The sequence below is a fragment of the Ligilactobacillus ruminis ATCC 27782 genome, from assembly GCF_000224985.1.
Taxonomy (GTDB): domain Bacteria; phylum Bacillota; class Bacilli; order Lactobacillales; family Lactobacillaceae; genus Ligilactobacillus; species Ligilactobacillus ruminis.
The window spans coordinates 1,401,868-1,420,350 of the sequence record NC_015975.1; the positions used below are offsets into that span (position 1 = coordinate 1,401,868).

The window sequence follows — 18,483 nt, forward strand, 5'->3', positions numbered from 1 at the left end:
CACGATCAGGCATTTCGCTAACTGCTGCGTAAAAGTCTCAATAGTATTTTGATGGCGGAATCCACTGCTCAACTCAAGGCTGAGCCTTACGAACGGTCAGAAGAACGCACGGACAGCCGCAACGGCACTCGAGAACGCGAGCTCAAGACACGGATAGGCAAAATCACCTTAACCGTGCCGAGACATCGCAATGTTCCCTTTAAGACTCTTGTTTTCGAGAACTATTCCCGAAGCGAAGCTGCCTTGATCGCCAGTATGGCGGAGATGGTCGTCAGCGGAGTAGCGACGCGTAAAGTGTCGAATATCATGGAAACTTTGTGCGGAACGACATTTTCTAAGTCCTCAGTTTCAGAAGTATGCAAGGATCTGATTGAAAAGGTCAATGAGTTCAAGGACAGACCCTTGACCGGAGACTACCCGTTTCTAATAGTGGATGCAACCTACTTCAAGGTCAGGGAAAAACACAGAATTGTTTCCAAAGCGTTTATGATCGCTTACGGTACAAATCAGGAAGGACACCGTGAAATACTCGGATTTGAAGTATATGACAACGAATCCAAAGAAACTTGGAATTCCTTTCTCCAAAAACTGAAAAAACGTGGTCTCCAAGGACTTTTGATGATCACTTCTGATGCTCATGAAGGTATTCAGGATGCCGTCAGTAAGGTATTTCCTGATGTTCCATGGCAAAGGTGCCAGTTTCATTTTGCCAGAAACATTTCGGGAAAATCACCAAAAAAATATCAGGCAGGCATCAGAGCCGAACTTCAGGAAATGTGGAACTGCGAAACTATAGAAGACGCACGGAAAAAGCGGGACGAAATCATCGCTGATTACAGAGACGTTGCTGAAGCTGCCATGTCATGCCTCGATGAAGGCTTTGAAAGTTCCATGACCGTCATGGCGCTTCCTAAGAATTTGCGGAGATATTTCAGAACATCGAACCATATAGAACGACTAAACAAAGAGCTGAAGCGACGTTCTTCCGTCATTGGAATCTTCCCAAATAAAAACTCGCTGATGCGGCTGATGGGTTCCGTTCTGTTGGAAAGAAACGATGTCGTGATCTCCAAGAAAGCCATATTCAGTCCGGTAACCTACGCAAAAATGATCAAGTCCGAGACAGTTGCTGAACTCAAAAAATTGGCAGAGGAACAACAAAAACTAAGAGCTGCGTAAGGTGTATCACTCTTTCCGAAGCTGTCAAGGGAACCTCTTCGAGGTGCGCAGATGGCGCACCCTTGACAGCTCCTTCAAGAGTGATAGTGGACAGACATGGATGCATTCGCATCCCCTGCACAACTGGTGCCTGGGAAAAAATATTTTACACACAAATTAGGACTTGACTTAGCAAAATTCCTGCTAACAACAAACGTGCACCAACCAGCCATAACGGTTTAACGTTTTGTGCAAACAATGCTTGTGCAAACGGACCCGAAATTCCCCAAAACATCGTTCCGATAATTGCAAGCATGATTCCCTGATTTCTCTTAGACATTTCTCTACCTCGATAAATTTGTTTATATGCAATTCTAACATACGATTGAAGTCAACCACCATCGGCTAAAGTCGATGGCTTGTGAACAGACACCCCTGTATTGAGTATAGGTATTGGCAATTGGTCTGATACCGCCATGCGTAACTTTTACGATGGAACTTTGGAACGCCGGTTTCATGTACCTTCCGAAAGGCTTTCCAAGCCTTGTAATAGTTTTGGATTGCATTAGCTTTTGCGAGACTGTCAATGCGCTTGTCTTCCAAAAATTGGAAATGATTCGACATTTGTCTGGCATTTCGTCGAAGCTTCAGCTGTTGGATGCGATCTTGTACCGTATCAATCGGCAGTCTGACTCGGCTTAATTGACAAAGCTCTTTGCCGATTGCGACCATTTCGTTGTAGATAAAACGACTGGCATAACTATTAACCCTGATTATTTGTTTCTGATGATCACTTGGATAAATGCGAACCTTCAATCCATAATGGCATTCCAATTGTGCCATTGATTTCATTTTATTTCACCTCCTTTATTGCTATAATAATATTATAATCATCTACCATTTAATCTGAGCAACTAAGCATCGCCACCAGACTTTTTCAACTAGGGAACTGGCAGACGAAATGAAAGACATATTGCGAATGGTTGCAAAAGATAACGAAATTGTAATCGAAAAGATGGAAGTAACGCCGGATCATGTTCATGTACTGATCAGTTTTCCACCCAGCAAGGCGCCAACCAGCGCTATCAAAGCACTAAAGGGACGTAGTGCATTCATCTTTCTCAAACGACATCCAGAAATTCGACAATCACAATATCGGGGTAGTCATTTATGGTCTCCCAGCTACTATATGAGTACGCTCGGCAATATGAATAAAGATGTAGCGGAAAACTATATCAACAATCAAAAATATAATGCACTGCAAAAGAAAAAGCGCCCAAATGGAGCCTATCCATCCCATGACTAAAGTCACGGGATTTCCGGCCAGGCATAATTAAAAAACAGGCATTGATTCAAGTTCTTTTCGATGCTCTGAATTTAAGATGACCGCATCTCAGTAAGTTTCAACGGTTCAAAAAAATACTCACTAAAAAAAGAAACCCGCTCCACGCTGATCTGATCGCATAAAAAATAATCCTTTTTACGACTTTTCGGGGTCAAATATTAGAGTTTTTTGTAACAAAAAACACCGGTTTATCGATGCTCATGTCTTATCCTCAACATTCATACGCATACTTTGGATAATTATCAAGCTCAATAGATTTGAGGATAAATCTATATGTTACAGATTCAAAATGAGTTGTCATTTCATCTGCATAATCATGGAAATTTGCGCAGACAAAAAAATTCCTCGCCGTCGGTATCAATACCAACAACGAGGAACAGTATCTATTTACAACATTTGCGGAAAACGAGAAATTGATACCGGCACGAGCTAACGACTGGCTCAAATGGATTTACAAGAAGTACCCGCAAAAGAAAATTACATTGCATGGTTTTAGACACACGCATGCATCCCTTCTATTCGAAGCAGGAGCTACCATCAAAGAAGTCCAAACTCGACTGGGACACTCCAGTTCAAAAACTACTTTGGATATCTACACTCATGTCACGCAATACAAGAAGCAGGAAGTAGCTCAAAAATTTGCCAATTATATTGACTTGTGACTGGTTGTCCCCATTTTTGTCCCCACTTTACATTTTTGATCAAATTCAAGATACAGCAACCCTTGCCATATCAAGGGTTTAGCAACCTGTATCATCCTTATCCCACAGAACCTTCCATTTGATAATTGATCAGGCGATTGAGCTCAACTGCATATTCCATCGGAAGCTCTTTCGTAAAAGGTTCAACAAATCCCATGACGATCATCTCAGTGGCCTTTTCTTCAGGAATACCGCGACTCATCAAATAATAAAGCTGTTCTTCTGAAATCTTTGAGACCTTGGCTTCATGCTCCATTGAAACGTTGCCGTTCAAAATTTCATTGTACGGAATCGTATCGCTTGCAGATTTATCATCCATGATGATCGTGTCACACTCGACATGGGCAAATGATCCGTCAGATTTGCGTCCGAAACGAACGTGTCCGCGATAATCTACGCGTCCGCCATCTTTGCAAAGCGATTTCGAAACGATTGAACTCGTCGTATTGGGCGCATTATGAATCATTCGCGCACCGGTGTCTGAATCGATGTCTTTTCCGGCAAACGCAATTGACAGCATTGTTCCGCGCGCACCTTTGCCGTCAAGGTAGACGCTCGGATATTTCATCGTGATTTTTGAACCAAGGTTTCCGTCAACCCACTCCATTGTGGCATTTTCAAGAGCTCTGGCACGTTTCGTTTCCAAACTGTAAACGTTGTCGGACCAATTTTGAATCGTCGTATAACGACAGTAAGAATCTTTCAGACAATAAACCTCAACGACCGCAGCATGAAGACTGTCTTTTGAGTAATTCGGAGCGGTGCATCCTTCAACATAGTTGATGCTTGCGCCTTCATCGACAATAATCAGCGTCCGTTCGAATTGCCCTGAATTTCCGGCATTGATTCTAAAATAACTTTGGATAGGAACGTTGACTTTAACGTTCTTCGGAACATAGATGAACGAACCGCCTGACCAGACGGCAGAATTTAAAGCAGCCATTTTGTTGTCTGACGGCGAAACCAGCTTTCCAAAGTACTTCTTCACAAGTTCTGGATATTCTTTGACGGCAGAATCGGTATCCATGAAAACAATGCCTAATTTGTCAAAATCTTCACGCATGTTGTGATAAACGACTTCTGATTCATACTGTGCGGATGAACCTGCCAAATACTTTCTTTCTGCCTGAGGCACGCCCAAACGATCAAACGTCTTCTTGATTTCTTCAGGAACTTCATCCCAATCTCTGGCGACGCCTTCTGAATCACGACGAAAATAATTGATGTGTTCAAAATCAAGCGGACTCAAATCCGGGCCAAAATCAGGCATTGAAAGATTTTTATATGTCTCATAAGCTTTCAATCTGAAATCAAGCATCCATTCCGGTTCATTTTTGGCCTCAGAAATCTTCCTGACGATTTCTTCGGTTAATCCTTCACCGGTCGTATAAATAGGCTTAATATCGTCTTTGAACCCGTATTTATATTCACCGCCAAGTTCTGGAATTTTTTCTGTCATTGCCCGTCGACCCCCTTGTTGTTTTCTCCTAAAGCTTGATAGATTGCCTTCCAAGCCAAAGTGGCACATTTAATTCGTGCAGGAAACTGTGCAACGCCTTCCAAAATTGAAGCATCGCCCAAAATTTCTTCATAATCTTCTTCAGTTTCAGCTTTTCCTGTGACCATGTTGGAAAAAGCCACAACCATCTTTTCAATCTCATTCGGAGTTTTGCCGATAACCTCATCTGTCATCATCGATGCCGAAGCTTGGGAAATCGTGCATCCTTCACCGGAAAATGCAATATCTGAAACCTTGCCGTCTTCCATCTTCAGCTGCAAAATCAAAACGTCCCCACAAGTCGGATTGCGCAATTCCAGTTGATGATCGGAATTTTCAAGCACTCCGTGGTGATGAGGATGATCCGCGTGCTCAAGGATCATCTGTCGATATAAGTTGTCCAATCTAGATAGTGCCATGTTTGAAGAACTCCTTCGTTGCTAAAATTGCTTTTATCAGTTGATCCGCATCAGCTTTAGTATTGTAAAAATAAAAACTTGCTCTGACCGTTGCCGGAATCTTCAGATACTTCATCAAAGGCTGAGCGCAATGATGCCCGGCCCTGACTGCCACGCCTTCCATATCAAGCGCGGTTGCGACGTCATGCGGGTGAATTCCGTCAAGATTGAATGAAATCACGCCGGTATGCTTATCTGGTTCCTTAGGGCCATAAACAGTCAGACCATCAATTTGAAGAAGCTTGGGCAACACGTACTCAACCAGCTCATGCTCTTTTTTTTCAATTTCCTCATACCCCACGTCTTGCAAGTAGTCGATTGCGGCACCTAACCCGATGACGCCTGCAATATTTTGGGTTCCTCCTTCAAATTTCCAAGGAACTTCTTTAAAAGTTGAATGGTCCAATTCGACAAAGTCAATCATTTCACCACCGTATTCAAGCGGACTCATTCGTTCAAGCAATTCCATTTTTCCAAAAAGAATCCCGATTCCAGTCGGACCAAGCATCTTATGACCGGAAAAAGCCAGGAAATCAACATCCAGATCTTGAACGTCAACTTTCATGTGCGGCAAGGACTGCGCACCATCGACAACCATATAAGCTCCGTTTTCATGCGCCAATTTTGCCAATTCCTTGATGGGATTGACAACTCCCATAACGTTTGACGCCTGAGCTATTGATACGATTTTTGTCTTCGCTGTAATTTTTTCCTTGGCATCTTCAAAATCAAGTTCGCCATTTTTCGTTAACTTGACATACTTTAGTTTGGCACCCGTTTTTTCGCACAAAATCTGCCAGGGAACGATGTTTGAATGATGTTCCATGTAGGAAACGACAATCTCATCGCCTGATTTGACAACTTGTGTTCCAAACGAAACAGCAACCCAGTTCAATCCTTCGGTCGTCCCTTTGGTATAGACTATTTCGCGTTCGCTTTTGGCATTAATCAAGTTCTTTACTTTAAATCTTGTCTGCTCAAATTGTTCAGTCGCGCGCTCAGCCAAAGTATGAACGCCACGGTGAACGTTTGCATTGTCTCTTAAAAAGTAATTGCTGACGGCATCGATAACCTCTTTTGGCTTTTGCGACGTTGCCGCATTGTCAAGATAAACCAGACGTTCATCATTTACAATCTGATTCAAAATCGGGAAATCTCTGCAAATTTCATTCATTTTCTTGACCATCTATCAATTTCTCCTCAATCATGTCTGAAAGTCTCTTTCTGACAGAGATGCTTGGCACCGCAGTCAAAACCGGACCTAAAAAGCCTCTGATAACCAATCTTTCAGCAAGTTTTTTCGGCAGTCCGCGACTCATCAAATAATACAATTGTTCTTCGTTCACGCGTCCAACGCTTGCGGCATGACCCGCAGAAACATCGTTATCATCAATCAAGAGGATCGGATTTGCATCTCCTCTTGCTTTGGTTGAAAGCATCAAAACGCGGCTTTCCTGTTGGGCATCTGCTCCTTTTGCTCCATGAATAATGTGACCGATGCCGTTAAAGATCAATGATGATTTAGCCAGGATAACACCGTGCTGTAAAATATGACCAATGGAATGCTTACCATAGTTCGTAACGCGCGTGTCGATTCCTTGAACTTGTTTGCCGGTCGTAATCGCAACAACCTTGACCTCTGCATGCGATCCGTTCCCAATCAAATCAGAATCAAAATCGCCAACGATATTGCCGTCGTTCATCATCCCCATTGACCAGTCGATTTTGGCGTCTTGTTCGAGATATCCGCGACGATTAAGGTACGTGGTCGTATTTTCGCCCAAACGATCAAAGCTTGCAAACTTAACGTGCGAACCAGGACGAGCGATTACTTCAACGATGATGTTCGCTGTTGTTTCGTTGTTTCCGACCGTCAACAAGTTTTCAAGATATGAAACCTCGCTGCAGGAATCAGCAATCAGCAATACATGGTGCACGTAATCCTCGGCTTTTGTCGCATCCTGAATAAAGTAGGTCGTAATCGGCTTTTCGATAATCGTGTTTTTCGGGATATAAATCAAAGCACCGCTCGTAACCTTGGCCGCGTGCTGTGCGGTTAACCGATTTTCGTCAACTTTGACCGCCTTTTGCATGTAGTATCGCTCAAAAAGATCGCGATGCTCGGTTAACGCTGCCTTTAAATCGGCAACTATCACGCCTTTTTCTTTAAGTTCTTCTGAAATTTTGATGGTATCCGTTGATTGCCCAAACTCAATCAAAAGATTTTCACTGTCGTCGATGACGGATTTTTCATTTTCGTCAAGCTCGCTCTTGCTGAAAATGAGTTCTTTTTCAAGCTGAATCGGCCAGCGATGATACTTTATTTTTTGAAATGAAGGCATGGGAAGTTCTTTTGCCTTATCAAAAGCAGCACTTCTCTTTTCAGTAAACCATCTCGGTTCGCCGGCATTTTTTGCATACGTCTCAAACTTTTCCGTTGTCATTTCGCTCATGCCAGCCCTCCTATGCGTTTTCGTCAGTCAGCTTGATATCAAGTCCAAGCTCGTCACGAAGGCCTGCGTATCCTTCATCTTCAAGCTTTTTGGCAAGTTCAGGACCGCCCGTTTTTACAATCTTGCCGCCCATCATTACGTGAACGACGTCAGGAACGATGTAATTGAGCAAACGCTGATAGTGAGTTATGATCAATGCTGAAAATTCAGAGCCGCGCATCTCGTTGACACCTTTTGAAACAACTTTCAAAGCATCGATATCAAGACCCGAATCAATTTCATCCAAAATTGCAAATTTAGGTTTGATCATCATCATCTGTAAAATCTCATTGCGCTTTTTTTCACCGCCTGAAAAGCCTTCGTTCAAGTAACGCTCAGCCATTTCATCGGTCATATCCAAAAAATTCATTATCTTTGAAAGCTCTTTTAAAAATTTGCGAATCGAAATCGGGTCCTCTTTTGGGCGACGCGCATTAATTGCTCCGCGGATAAATTCAGCATTCGTTACGCCAGGAATTTCTGCCGGATATTGCATTGCCAAAAACAACCCTAATCGTGCACGTTCGTCAACCGGCTTGTCCAACAGGCTTTCACCGTCAAGCAAAACGTCGCCCTGAGTAATCTTGTAAGCCGGATTGCCCATGATAGACTCGGATAAAGTTGATTTACCCGTTCCGTTAGGACCCATGATTGCATGGATTTCACCCGTTTTCATCGTCAGATTTACGCCCTTTAAAATTTCTTTTCCCTCAATGGTTACATGCAAATCTTTAATTTCAAGTGTTGACATTCTTTCATCCCTCCATCAAGTCGATAAATTTATTTTAAGATAATTGAGAATCATTTTCAATTATCTTAACCGGAAAGTTGTTCATAAAATTGAATTTTATTAAAAATTATGTAAGCGGTCGTTAAAACAGCGGTGTGTACACAAATAGCCCGAGATAGTATTATTATCTCAGGTTATTGCGTATGCATCGTTTTTATTTTCTTATTTATGAGGTAAGATCGATGTTCCATGGGAGAAGTTGGCGGAACCTTTCAGGATCAAATACCTCAATGTTGGTAATCTCCGTTAATACTTTTCTCAAGTATTTTTCAGGATCCAACTGATTAAGTTTGGCCGTATATATCAGCGACAACGCAACGGCATTAGCCCTTGCGCCTTCAAAAGTTGATGAAAACAGCCAGTTTTTTCTCCCCATCACGCTCTCTTTGACAGCACGTTCTGCGCTGTTGTTGGACAATTCAAAATATCCTTTTTCAAAGATGTTCAGAATATTCTTTTCTTGGCCCAAGGCGTAGTTTTTGGCTCTTCCCAATGCTGACTTGGCAGATGCGGTAACTGAAGCTATCTTGGAAAATACCCGCTTGACTACAGGAAGGAGTTTTCTTCTTCGATAGTTCAAGCGTTCGTCATCATTGAATTTGGTTGAGAGTTTTCTTTCCAATTCAAAGACTTCATCGATGTCTTTGACTATTTCTCCGCTAAAAGATTTTGAGGCTTTGTAGCTGCTGTTTTTCAAAGAATCGACAAAATAGCGACGAACATGAGCCAGGCACCCCAGGTGTCTGGTCCTGTCGAGAAAATTATATCCGGCATAGCCGTCAGTTTGGACATAACCATTAAAATCGCTCAACAATTTCTTGGCAGTATCGGATGATCTTCCGTCACTGTGAGTAAATGCGGCAATATTTTTTTCTTCAAATTTTCCACTTGTGACAACCCAATAATAAGTGTTTGCTTTTTCTGAAGCCAAAGTATTATAAGGTGTTTCATCCACATGAAGAAATCGCTGCCTTTTCAGCTCTTTCAATAAAAGATCATACAGCGGCGAAAGCTGATTGTTGAAGACGTCGATCATCCATTTTGACATTTGTTGACGAGTCAACGGCAATCCCCTAAGCTTCCACATTGCCTCCTGGCGATAGCAAGGAACTTTGTAGACGTACTTCATCGCGGCAATATGCGCAATGATCGAAGGAGATCCTGTCTTACTGTGACTGATGAGCGAACGGGGCATCGGAGCTTTTGAAATTTTCGAATGATCGTCCGAAGAACATTCAGGGCACTTGTATACTGCCTGATGATGTTCGAGAAGCCTGAGTTTTGCCGGTATGAACTTCACCTCTTCACGAATCTTAGGATTCGCGACCTGAACGAGACGGGCACAACACTTAGGGCAGGAACATTTTTCATCAGGCATCACATGATTCACAATTTCGACCGGAATTTTTGAAGTATCAATCTTCCGGTTTTTTTTGCGAATCTTTTTGGTATACGATTTTACCGAAGCCTCTTTGGAATCTTCAGTCTTTTCGCTTTGTTCTTCTTCCAGATCAAACAGGTCTAATTGTCTGTCATCTTCTTGAAGACGGCGCGTTTTTTCAGTTTTTTTTCCAAAAAGTTTGCTTGTCAGAAAAGCAATTCGTTCATTCAGTTCAGCGACTTGTTGTTCCAGCTCTTTGATACGCTTATCTTTTTCGTCCATCTCGTTCACCTCCGTTCCGTATGCATGAATTGAATTATACATGAAAACTCCTGCCAAATCCATATAAAAATGTAAGGCAGGAGTATCAATATTTAACAAAGCAGCCCTTTTTCACAAGGAAGAATGGTTTTCTTTTCCTCTACGGAAAATCCGGCCAAGAGTCTGCGCAATTGATGCGCGTTTATCTTTTTGACCTCGCTCTGATTTCTCGGCCACTGAAAGCGTCCGTTTTCGATGCGCTTGTAATACAGCACGAATCCTGTTTTGTCCCAGTAAAGAGCCTTGAAACGATCGGAACGTGTACCGCAAAACAGAAAAATCGCATTATCATAGGCGTCCAAACTGAACGCCTCGGTAACAAGAGCAGCCAATCCGTCTATCCCTTTGCGAAGATCGGTCTTACCGCAAATGAGATAGATTTTCATATTATTTATATTTGGAAACATTTTGATCACGATACCAAAGATAGTTGTTCAAATTTTTGAGAATCTCTCTCGAAGCTCCGTTGTAGATTCGGATTTCAACATCTTCCGTAATAATTTTCGCAGCCATTTCCCTGACCGGTCGATATGTTTCTTTAGGGCTTAGGTCAACAAGGTTGACTTCCACGACGTCATCCAATTTCATAATTAAACCTCCGATATACTTGATGTCTAAAGCATACCAAGATATCGGAGGTTTATGAAGAACGCTATTTTAACGACCGCTTACAAAATTATGAGAACAATGTTAATTATAACATGAAAAAAAGACTGAAAAAATTCCAGTCTCTTAACGGTTTAGTTTATATTTTCAAAATCTTTTTCGTTTGAGAACATATAACTCTTATTATGATAACGCATCGACATGATCATCCCGATTCCGATCATGTTTCCGACCAAAGCGGAACCGCCTTGGCTGACGAAAGGCAACGGAATCCCGGTCAACGGAAGCAAGCCGATATTCATCCCGATGTTTTCAAATACGTGGAACAAAATCATCATGATGACGCCAGTTGAGATATACGCATAAAATTCATTCTTAGTATCAAAAGTTATCTGAATCATTTGGAATATCAAAAGCATATAAATGAAAATCAGCAGGCAGCAGCCGATAAACCCAAAATTCTCGCCAATTACCGAGAAAATCATGTCGGATTCGCGAACCGGAACATAAACGTGCGAAACGTTGAATCCTTTCCCTAAAAGCTGACCGGATCCGATTGCCTTCATGCTTCGCCATAATTGATAACTGTCAGAACCGGAAGCAGCCGAAGGATTCAGCCATGAATCGATTCGACTAAACTGATAAGCTTTAAAGCCAATTTTCGTCAAAATATCACGATTATAAATTACCAGAAAAATTGCCGTACCGCCGACAACAGTGGCTGCAATGCCCAGGGGCACGATTATTCTCCATAAAATGCCGGAAACCAAAACAACGCCGGCAAGAATCGCAAAGAAAACAAGCATTGTTCCGAAGTCGTTTTGAAGCTTTAACAAAACAGCCACGGGAATCGTCCAAGCAAACATTTTCCCAAGCAAAATCGCATCGTTTTGAAGCGTGTGCGTCGCATATTCCGAATTGTGCGTCGAAACGACTCTCCCAAGCATCAAAATATACGCCGGTTTCATGACCTCAGACGGCTGAAACGTCAAAGGCCCGAATGCAAACCAGCTTTTGGCCCCGCTATGATTATAATAGGTCTTGCTGTACATGAACAAAACCAAAATCAGCAGCACTATTCCGATTCCATATGCAACTGGTGCTATCTTCCACAACTGTTCGGCATCAAACTGCATAATAAACCGGACGGCACCGATGCCGATAAAATACCAGATAGCCTGACTAAGTAAAACTTTTGTCGGATTAGCAATATTATCATGACTGAGAGCCACATAAAGCGCGGTCATCCCGATAACTGCCAAAACGAGCACACAGAAGATGATGCCCCAGTCAATTCTTGCATCATCATCCGTATCAGATCTTTTTAAATACTCTTTGCTCTCCATAATATTAAAAAACCTTCCTTCCAAACAAGCATTAAAACAATGGGAGTGAGACTGCATATACATTGTCCCACTCCCTCATTTTATCAATCAAAGCACGTCTAAGATAAGCGTTCAAATTATCCGTGATGAAGATGATATTCGCGCAAAATGCAGCCATATGCTTCTTCTCTGGTTGGCAACACGAAATCTTCACCCTCAGGAAGAACTGCTTTAAAACGAGCTTCATTCTCCAACACTGTCCCGATGACATCTCCACGAGCCGTGACAAGCTCTGATATAAGCTTTCCGTCAACCATTTTTTCGCGTTCGGTAATCTGAATATTTTTATCTTTTTTTGACATTATTTTTTCAACTCCTGCTGTTCGTATGAGCTCTCGTCTTTTGGATTTCGGTTTCGTCTGAGCGTAAAATGATCCGGCACCGGGTCATATCCTCCGCGAATAAACGGATTACACCTTAAAATACGACTGCATCCCATTATCAGGCCTAAAAAAGCACCATGCTTCTTGATGGCCTCAATCATATAAGTCGAACATGTCGGATAATACCGACAACTCGGAGGTAGAAGCGGTGAGATACACTTTTTATAAAACAAGATGGGTGCAATCAAAATTCTTTTGAGCATTATTTTTCCTTTGACAACTCTTCAATATGCTCAAGGAGTTTGCCTGAACCGATAGCCACGTCATCAAGCGGTGTTTCCGCAACCATTACGGGGACAGTCAAAACTTCTGAGAATCGCTGGCTTATTCCGTCAAGCAATGAACCGCCACCTGTGATGACGATTCCGCGATCAATGATATCTGATGCAAGTTCCGGAGGCGTTTCGCTCAAAACGTCATGCGCAGATGCAATCATCGAATCAATCGTATCCTTCATGGCTTCAGCAGTTTCGTCAGACGTCAGCGTGATGGTTTTCGGCAAACCGGTAACAACGTCACGACCTCTGACCTGAGTTTCCTTTTGACGATTTCCAACAACGCTGCTGCCGATTTCAATTTTGACCGTTTCAGCAGTGTGTTCGCCAATCAGCAAGCCGTATTTTTTCTTAACGTATGACGCAATATCCTGGTTAAGTCGATCACCGGCACTTCTGAGCGAGCTTGAAACCACGATGTCGCCCAAGGAAAGAACGGCGATGTCGCTCGTGCCGCCACCAATATCGATAACCATGCTTCCGCAAGGCTCAAAAATATCAAGACCGGCTCCGATTGCAGCAACTTTTGGCTCTTCTTCCAAATAAACGTTGCCGCCGCCTGACTTTTCTGCTGCTTGACGAATCGCTTTGCGCTCAATATCAGTCGTATTGGTCGGGGCACAAATCAAAATGTTCGGCTTTGCCATGAAACCCTTGACGTTAAGCTTTTTAATGAAATAGGAAAGCATCTGCTCAGTCATGTCAAAATCAGCAATTACTCCATCTTTCATCGGCCTGATTGCTCGAATGTTGCTTGGCGTACGTCCGACCATTTTATAGGCTTCCGATCCGACCGCTAAAACTTTGCCGGTTTGCGTATCAACCGCAACAACAGAAGGTTCGTTCAAAACGATTCCCTTCCCTTTAACATTGATCAAAACGTTTGCAGTACCCAAATCGATACCGATATCCTTAGCCATAGCCGTTCTCCTTTTATTTCAAATATTATTTCATTGTTTAAAAGTCAATATACAGTGATATTATATCACAATTGGCCATAGAAAAAACTGTGATTTCAAAAAAACTGGTCAGCACTGCAAATCATTGCTCAAGCTAAAAAGCGAGCCGAAAAAGCCCGCTTGAAACTCATACCTCTTCTGTTTCGTTCATAAAAAACTTTCCATTAGTAACATCATTTGCACGCTTAATTTCAGCACCAAGCGATGCCAGCTTTTCATGGAACCTGTAATAACCGCGATCAAGATACTTCAAATGAGTAACTTGCGTAATTCCTCTTGAAACAAGTCCTGCCAAGACAAGCGCTGCAGCTGCTCTAAGATCCGTTGCAGCAACTTCTGCTCCACAAAAATCAGTCGGACCATACAAAATTACGGAATTTCCTTCAATTTTGAAGTCAGCATTCATTCGCCTGAGTTCTTCAAGATGCATGAATCGATTTTCAAAAACGGTTTCGGTCAAAATACTCGTCCCGTCGGCAGCTAATTGCAAAATTGACATTTGCGGCTGCATATCCGTTGGAAAACCAGGATGCGGCAACGTCTTGATCGTCGTTGGCTTTAATTTTTCGGGCCCGATAATCCTTACTCCTTTTTCTTCATCTATGACTCTAACGCCCATTTCCTCCAATTTTGAAATAAGCGGCTTGTTGTGCTCGACAATTGCATCTTTAATCAAAACGTTGCCTTTCGTCAAAGCTGCTGCCACCATGAAAGTTCCGGCCTCAATGCGATCTTGAATAATCGTATGCTCCGTTCCGTGAAGATGATCAACGCCGACGACTTTAATTGTTTCGGTACCGGCACCATAGACTTTGGCCCCCATCTTATTTAAAACATTGGCCAAATCAACAATTTCGGGTTCACGAGCAACATTTTCGATTATGGTCGTTCCCTTGGCAAGCGTTGCTGCCATCATAATGTTTTGCGTTGCTCCAACGCTTGGAAAATCCAAATAAATATTGGCACCCTTTAAGCAGTCGGTTCTTGCTTCAATATATCCGTCATGACGTTCAATCTCGACTCCCATGGCTTCTAAACCTTTAAGATGCAGATCGATCGGTCTTGAGCCGATTGCACATCCGCCCGGCATTGCAACTTTTGCATGCCCCAAACGTGCCAGCAACGGTCCAAGCACGACAATTGATGCTCTCATTTTGGAAACATATTTAAACGGGGCTTCATATGAAAGATTTCCCGTTGCATCAAGCACCATGGTCTTCGTCGATTCGTCCAAGCCGACCTGAACGTTCAAAAATCTAATTACGTTGCTCATTGTATAGACATCAGAAAGAATCGGAACGTTTGACAAAAAAGTTCTGCCCTCGCTCGCAAGGATGCTTGCAGCCAAAATCGGCAAAACCGCATTTTTTGCGCCTTCTATCTCAACAGTTCCCTCAAGTCGATGCCCACCGTGTACAATAATTTTTTCCACTAAAAACCCTCCATGAACAAATTATTTAATCAAGTAAGTCATATTTGTCAGACTGTTCAAAAAGCTCAAAAAAAATGAGCTGACTCCATATCCTACCGCTACTGAAAATAAAACCAATGCTACTTTAAACTTGTTTTGCCTTTCTTGAGTAAAATACCGATCAAGTCTCAAAGACTGAAACGCGTTAAAACTTAAGGCAATAAAAACAAAGTGACTAATGATTGTTAAAAGCGACATTACTCCGATATCTTGCATTTATCTAATTTAAACCTTTCAATCAATTCGAACTAATCATAGCATAGTTTTCTTTAATAGTCACTGAATCTAACTGAATTTTAAATAACTCGACTTGTATGCCATTTTTTTCATAATGGTTCTCCCATGACCGAAGTCACTGGATTTTCGTCCAGTAATCATTGAATCAATCTAAATCAAGGCACTGTATTTTTTGAACAAAATAAAAAAGCCAGGTTACAAACCTGACTTCTTTACCTCTTAGTGCTTTGAAATATTCAGACGGTTCATCGCACGGCGTAACGAAACTTCAGCACGACGAAGATCATCGACATTATGCGTTTCTTTAGCCGTCGCAATCCGTTTTTCAGCACGTGCACGCGCACGTTCAGCACGCGATGCATCAATATTTTCCTTTCGCTCGGCAGATGATGCCACAACGGACAAGACGTTGTTTGAAAATTCAATAAAACCGCCGCTGACGGCAATTTCATCAAAACTGTCTTCTCCAGTCTTGACGCGTACTTCATCAATTGCAAGCGAAGCGAGCAACGGAACTCGATTCGGCATGATACCTACTTCACCAAGAGTAGTCTTGCAAACTGCCAAATCTGTCGTGTTATCATACACGACGCCATCCGGAGTAACGACATTCACAGTTAATAAGGACTTATCATCCATTGGACGCTACCTCCTTACTTGCTTGTCATTTTCTTTGCTTTTTCTACAACGTCTTCAATCGGACCGCATTGACGGAACGCATCTTCAGGAAGATCGTCATATTTGCCTTCAAGGATTTCTTTAAAGCCTTTAACAGTTTCTTCAACAGGTACGTATGATCCAGGAATGCCAGTGAAACGTTCGGCAACGTGGAAGTTTTGTGACAAGAAGAATTGGATACGACGTGCACGAGCAACGATAACTTTTTCTTCATCAGACAATTCATCCATCCCCAAAATAGAGATAATGTCTTGCAATTCACGATAGCGTTGAAGCACATGTTGAACTTCCGTAGCAACCTGATAGTGTTCTTCACCAACAATTTCAGGCGAAAGAGCACTTGAAGTTGATGCCAATGGATCAACGGCCGGATAAATACCTTGCTGCGTCAAAGAACGTTCCAAGTTGGTCGTAGCATCCAAGTGAGCAAACGTTGTTGCAGGCGCAGGGTCAGTATAGTCATCGGCTGGAACATATACAGCTTGAATAGATGTTACGGACCCTTTCTTTGTCGAAGTAATTCGTTCTTGCAATTGACCCATTTCAGTAGCCAATGTTGGCTGATAACCAACAGCTGACGGAATGCGACCAAGCAAAGCGGAAACTTCGGAACCGGCTTGCGTGAAACGAAAAATATTGTCAATGAAGAGCAACACGTCCTGGCCTTCAACGTCACGGAAATATTCCGCAATCGTCAAGCCGGTCAAAGCAACGCGCATACGTGCTCCAGGCGGCTCATTCATCTGACCAAAGACCATGGCCGTTTTTTCCAAAACGCCTGACTCTTTCATTTCATAATACAAGTCATTGCCTTCACGCGTACGTTCGCCAACACCGGTGAAAACGGAAATACCATTATGTTCTTGCGCAATGTTGTGAATCAATTCCTGAATAAGAACCGTCTTGCCAACACCGGCGCCACCGAATAAACCAATCTTGCCGCCTTTGATATAAGGTGCCAAAAGATCGATAACCTTGATACCCGTTTCAAGAATTTCAGTACCCGTACTCAATTCTTCATATGAAGGTGCATCGCGGTGAATAGGATCACGACGATGATCTTCTTCAAATTCCGGCCCATTGTCGATTGGTTCCCCCAAAACGTTGAAAACACGTCCCAAAGTATCCTTACCAACGGGCACACTGATAGAGCGACCAGTATCAACAACTTCTGCGCCACGCTTCAAACCATCCGTGGAATCCATTGCAATCGTGCGCATAACTCCATCGCCAAGTTCAAGCGTAACTTCGATGATTAAATCAGTACCATCTTCGCGCTTAACTTTTAAAGCATTGTTGATATCAGGTAAAGACTCGCTCAGAGGGAATTGGACATCGACAACAGGGCCGATAACTTGAACTACTTTACCGTAACTCATTTGTTAATTCCTCCTACTATTCTAATCTAAGGCAGCCTGTGCACCTGTGATTTCCGTAATTTCAGTCGTAATTGCACTTTGACGAGCTCGATTGAACTGCAATTCAAGTGATGAAATAACGTCTTTGGCATTATCCGTTGCGGACTTCATCGCAGTCGAACTGCATGCATGTTCAGAAGTCTTGGCATCAAGAATTGCGCCGTAAACCAAACTCTCCGCATATTGAGGTAAAATAACCTCTAAGATTGCATCCTGAGACGGTTCGGTCTCATATTCGATCTGATAATCATTTTCATCTTGTTCCGTCAAATCATCAGTTCCCATGTTTTCTGCAGAAATCGGGAGCATCTGTTCAGCACGGAAAACAGAAGTCAAAGTGTTCACAAAGTGGCTATAGCAAACGACCAATTGGTCATAAGCTTCATTGTCATACATCGAAACGATTGTCTCAACGATTGGACGAATTTCCTTAAACGTCGGTACATCGCTGACGCCACGATATTCATAAACAATGTTGTATCCACGCTTGCTGAAGAAATCAGCACCTGTGCCGCCAATAGCGATAATCACAGTATCTTCTGTGTTGTGGTTGCCGTTTTTAATCAAATCCATAGTCGACTTGATGACATTGCTGTTATAGCTGCCTACCAAACCGCGATCAGACGTGATAACGACAATCCCGGTCTTTTTGACCGGTCTTTGCTTAATCATGCTTAACGTATTGACTTTGCCATCTTGGCTCTTCCCAACCTCTCCGCTGACTGCGGAAGAATCCAGCAGGTGAGATTTTGCCAAGTGGGTGATGACACTGCGAATCTTGGATGAGTAAATCTGATAGTTGGCGGCATGCTTTTGAATCTGATTAAGCTTTGCCGTTGAAACCATCTGCATCGCACCCGTGATTTGTCCCGTCTTCTTGGTCGAAACGATTCGACGTTTAACTTCTTGCATAGAAGCAGGCATCAG

19 protein-coding genes and 3 pseudogenes are annotated in these 18,483 nt (G+C 42.6%); 3 read left to right on the forward strand and 19 right to left on the reverse strand.

The genetic code is table 11. The features are described from left to right. Nucleotides 1–24: 24 nt before the first annotated feature. Nucleotides 25–1,179, forward strand: coding sequence for an IS256 family transposase (locus LRC_RS06960; RefSeq protein ID WP_476737626.1), 1,155 nt, complete (start codon nt 25–27; stop codon nt 1,177–1,179). A gap of 145 nt (nt 1,180–1,324) precedes the next feature. On the opposite strand, the gene LRC_RS11260 is transcribed toward LRC_RS06960, so the two are convergent. Both LRC_RS11260 and LRC_RS06965 read right to left on the reverse strand, forming a co-directional pair. Further along, entirely contained in the window at nt 1,325–1,498 is a 174-nt protein-coding gene (locus LRC_RS11260) for an EamA family transporter (protein ID WP_241531314.1), read from the reverse strand. A 110-nt stretch (nt 1,499–1,608) separates the two neighbouring features. After that, nucleotides 1,609–2,010, reverse strand: a pseudogene (locus tag LRC_RS06965) (helix-turn-helix domain-containing protein); the annotation flags it as partial. Here LRC_RS06965 and tnpA point away from each other — a divergent pair. Together tnpA and LRC_RS06975 are read left to right on the forward strand one after the other, a co-directional pair. Further along, nucleotides 2,000–2,464 (forward strand): annotated as a pseudogene (tnpA, locus tag LRC_RS06970) (IS200/IS605 family transposase). The pseudogenes LRC_RS06965 and tnpA sit on opposite strands and share 11 nt — an antisense overlap. Before the next feature lie 386 nt (nt 2,465–2,850). Next, nucleotides 2,851–3,165: pseudogene (locus LRC_RS06975) on the forward strand (tyrosine-type recombinase/integrase); the annotation flags it as partial. A 97-nt stretch (nt 3,166–3,262) separates the two neighbouring features. Here LRC_RS06975 and sufB read toward each other — a convergent pair. The 17 genes from sufB to LRC_RS07065 form a co-directional block, all read right to left on the reverse strand. Then, nucleotides 3,263–4,663: a Fe-S cluster assembly protein SufB gene (gene sufB, locus LRC_RS06980; protein WP_014073761.1), complete on the reverse strand. Its 1,401-nt coding sequence runs from the start codon at nt 4,661–4,663 to the stop codon at nt 3,263–3,265. Continuing rightward, the gene (gene sufU, locus LRC_RS06985; RefSeq protein ID WP_014073762.1) at nt 4,660–5,121 is read right to left on the reverse strand and encodes a Fe-S cluster assembly sulfur transfer protein SufU; all 462 of its coding nucleotides are present in this window, start codon (nt 5,119–5,121) and stop codon (nt 4,660–4,662) included. Before sufU ends, sufB begins: the two co-directional genes overlap by 4 nt. Continuing rightward, nucleotides 5,108–6,346, reverse strand: a complete 1,239-nt coding sequence (locus LRC_RS06990; protein ID WP_041820036.1) for a cysteine desulfurase — start codon at nt 6,344–6,346, stop codon at nt 5,108–5,110. Before LRC_RS06990 ends, sufU begins: the two co-directional genes overlap by 14 nt. Continuing rightward, nucleotides 6,327–7,613 (reverse strand): Fe-S cluster assembly protein SufD, encoded by a 1,287-nt coding sequence (sufD, locus tag LRC_RS06995; protein WP_014073764.1) that lies wholly within the window; start codon nt 7,611–7,613, stop codon nt 6,327–6,329. The genes LRC_RS06990 and sufD overlap by 20 nt, the downstream gene beginning before the upstream one ends. A 10-nt stretch (nt 7,614–7,623) precedes the next feature. Beyond that, the gene (gene sufC, locus LRC_RS07000) at nt 7,624–8,403 is read right to left on the reverse strand and encodes a Fe-S cluster assembly ATPase SufC (RefSeq protein WP_014073765.1); all 780 of its coding nucleotides are present in this window, start codon (nt 8,401–8,403) and stop codon (nt 7,624–7,626) included. Nucleotides 8,404–8,608: 205 nt separating this feature from the next. Beyond that, nucleotides 8,609–10,168, reverse strand: coding sequence for an IS66 family transposase (tnpC, locus tag LRC_RS10660; protein WP_014073492.1), 1,560 nt, complete (start codon nt 10,166–10,168; stop codon nt 8,609–8,611). Between the two features lie 29 nt (nt 10,169–10,197). Next, entirely contained in the window at nt 10,198–10,530 is a 333-nt protein-coding gene (gene tnpB / locus LRC_RS07015; RefSeq protein ID WP_014073767.1) for an IS66 family insertion sequence element accessory protein TnpB, read from the reverse strand. Nucleotide 10,531: 1 nt separating this feature from the next. Next, complete coding sequence (locus LRC_RS07020; protein WP_014073217.1) at nt 10,532–10,732, reverse strand: hypothetical protein; 201 nt, start codon at nt 10,730–10,732, stop codon at nt 10,532–10,534. A gap of 152 nt (nt 10,733–10,884) precedes the next feature. After that, on the reverse strand, nt 10,885–12,096 hold the full coding sequence (locus LRC_RS07025; protein WP_014073768.1) for an FtsW/RodA/SpoVE family cell cycle protein: 1,212 nt from the start codon (nt 12,094–12,096) through the stop codon (nt 10,885–10,887). Between the two features lie 116 nt (nt 12,097–12,212). Beyond that, on the reverse strand, nt 12,213–12,437 hold the full coding sequence (locus tag LRC_RS07030) for a DUF2969 domain-containing protein (RefSeq protein WP_014073769.1): 225 nt from the start codon (nt 12,435–12,437) through the stop codon (nt 12,213–12,215). After that, the gene (gene yidD, locus LRC_RS10665) at nt 12,437–12,721 is read right to left on the reverse strand and encodes a membrane protein insertion efficiency factor YidD (protein WP_062370084.1); all 285 of its coding nucleotides are present in this window, start codon (nt 12,719–12,721) and stop codon (nt 12,437–12,439) included. Before yidD ends, LRC_RS07030 begins: the two co-directional genes overlap by 1 nt. After that, entirely contained in the window at nt 12,721–13,713 is a 993-nt protein-coding gene (mreB, locus tag LRC_RS07040) for a rod shape-determining protein (protein WP_014073771.1), read from the reverse strand. The genes yidD and mreB overlap by 1 nt, the downstream gene beginning before the upstream one ends. A gap of 166 nt (nt 13,714–13,879) precedes the next feature. Beyond that, nucleotides 13,880–15,184, reverse strand: coding sequence for a UDP-N-acetylglucosamine 1-carboxyvinyltransferase (gene murA / locus LRC_RS07045; protein ID WP_014073772.1), 1,305 nt, complete (start codon nt 15,182–15,184; stop codon nt 13,880–13,882). 21 nt (nt 15,185–15,205) lie between these two features. Further along, a complete protein-coding gene (locus LRC_RS07050) occupies nt 15,206–15,439 on the reverse strand; it encodes a DUF1146 family protein (protein WP_003694492.1) in 234 nt (77 codons plus the stop codon). A gap of 240 nt (nt 15,440–15,679) precedes the next feature. Next, a complete protein-coding gene (locus LRC_RS07055; RefSeq protein WP_041820038.1) occupies nt 15,680–16,099 on the reverse strand; it encodes a F0F1 ATP synthase subunit epsilon in 420 nt (139 codons plus the stop codon). A 14-nt stretch (nt 16,100–16,113) separates the two neighbouring features. Further along, nucleotides 16,114–17,517: a F0F1 ATP synthase subunit beta gene (gene atpD / locus LRC_RS07060; protein WP_014073774.1), complete on the reverse strand. Its 1,404-nt coding sequence runs from the start codon at nt 17,515–17,517 to the stop codon at nt 16,114–16,116. Between the two features lie 21 nt (nt 17,518–17,538). Further along, on the reverse strand, nt 17,539–18,480 hold the full coding sequence (locus LRC_RS07065) for a F0F1 ATP synthase subunit gamma (RefSeq protein WP_014073775.1): 942 nt from the start codon (nt 18,478–18,480) through the stop codon (nt 17,539–17,541). Between the last annotated feature and the right edge of the window lie 3 nt (nt 18,481–18,483).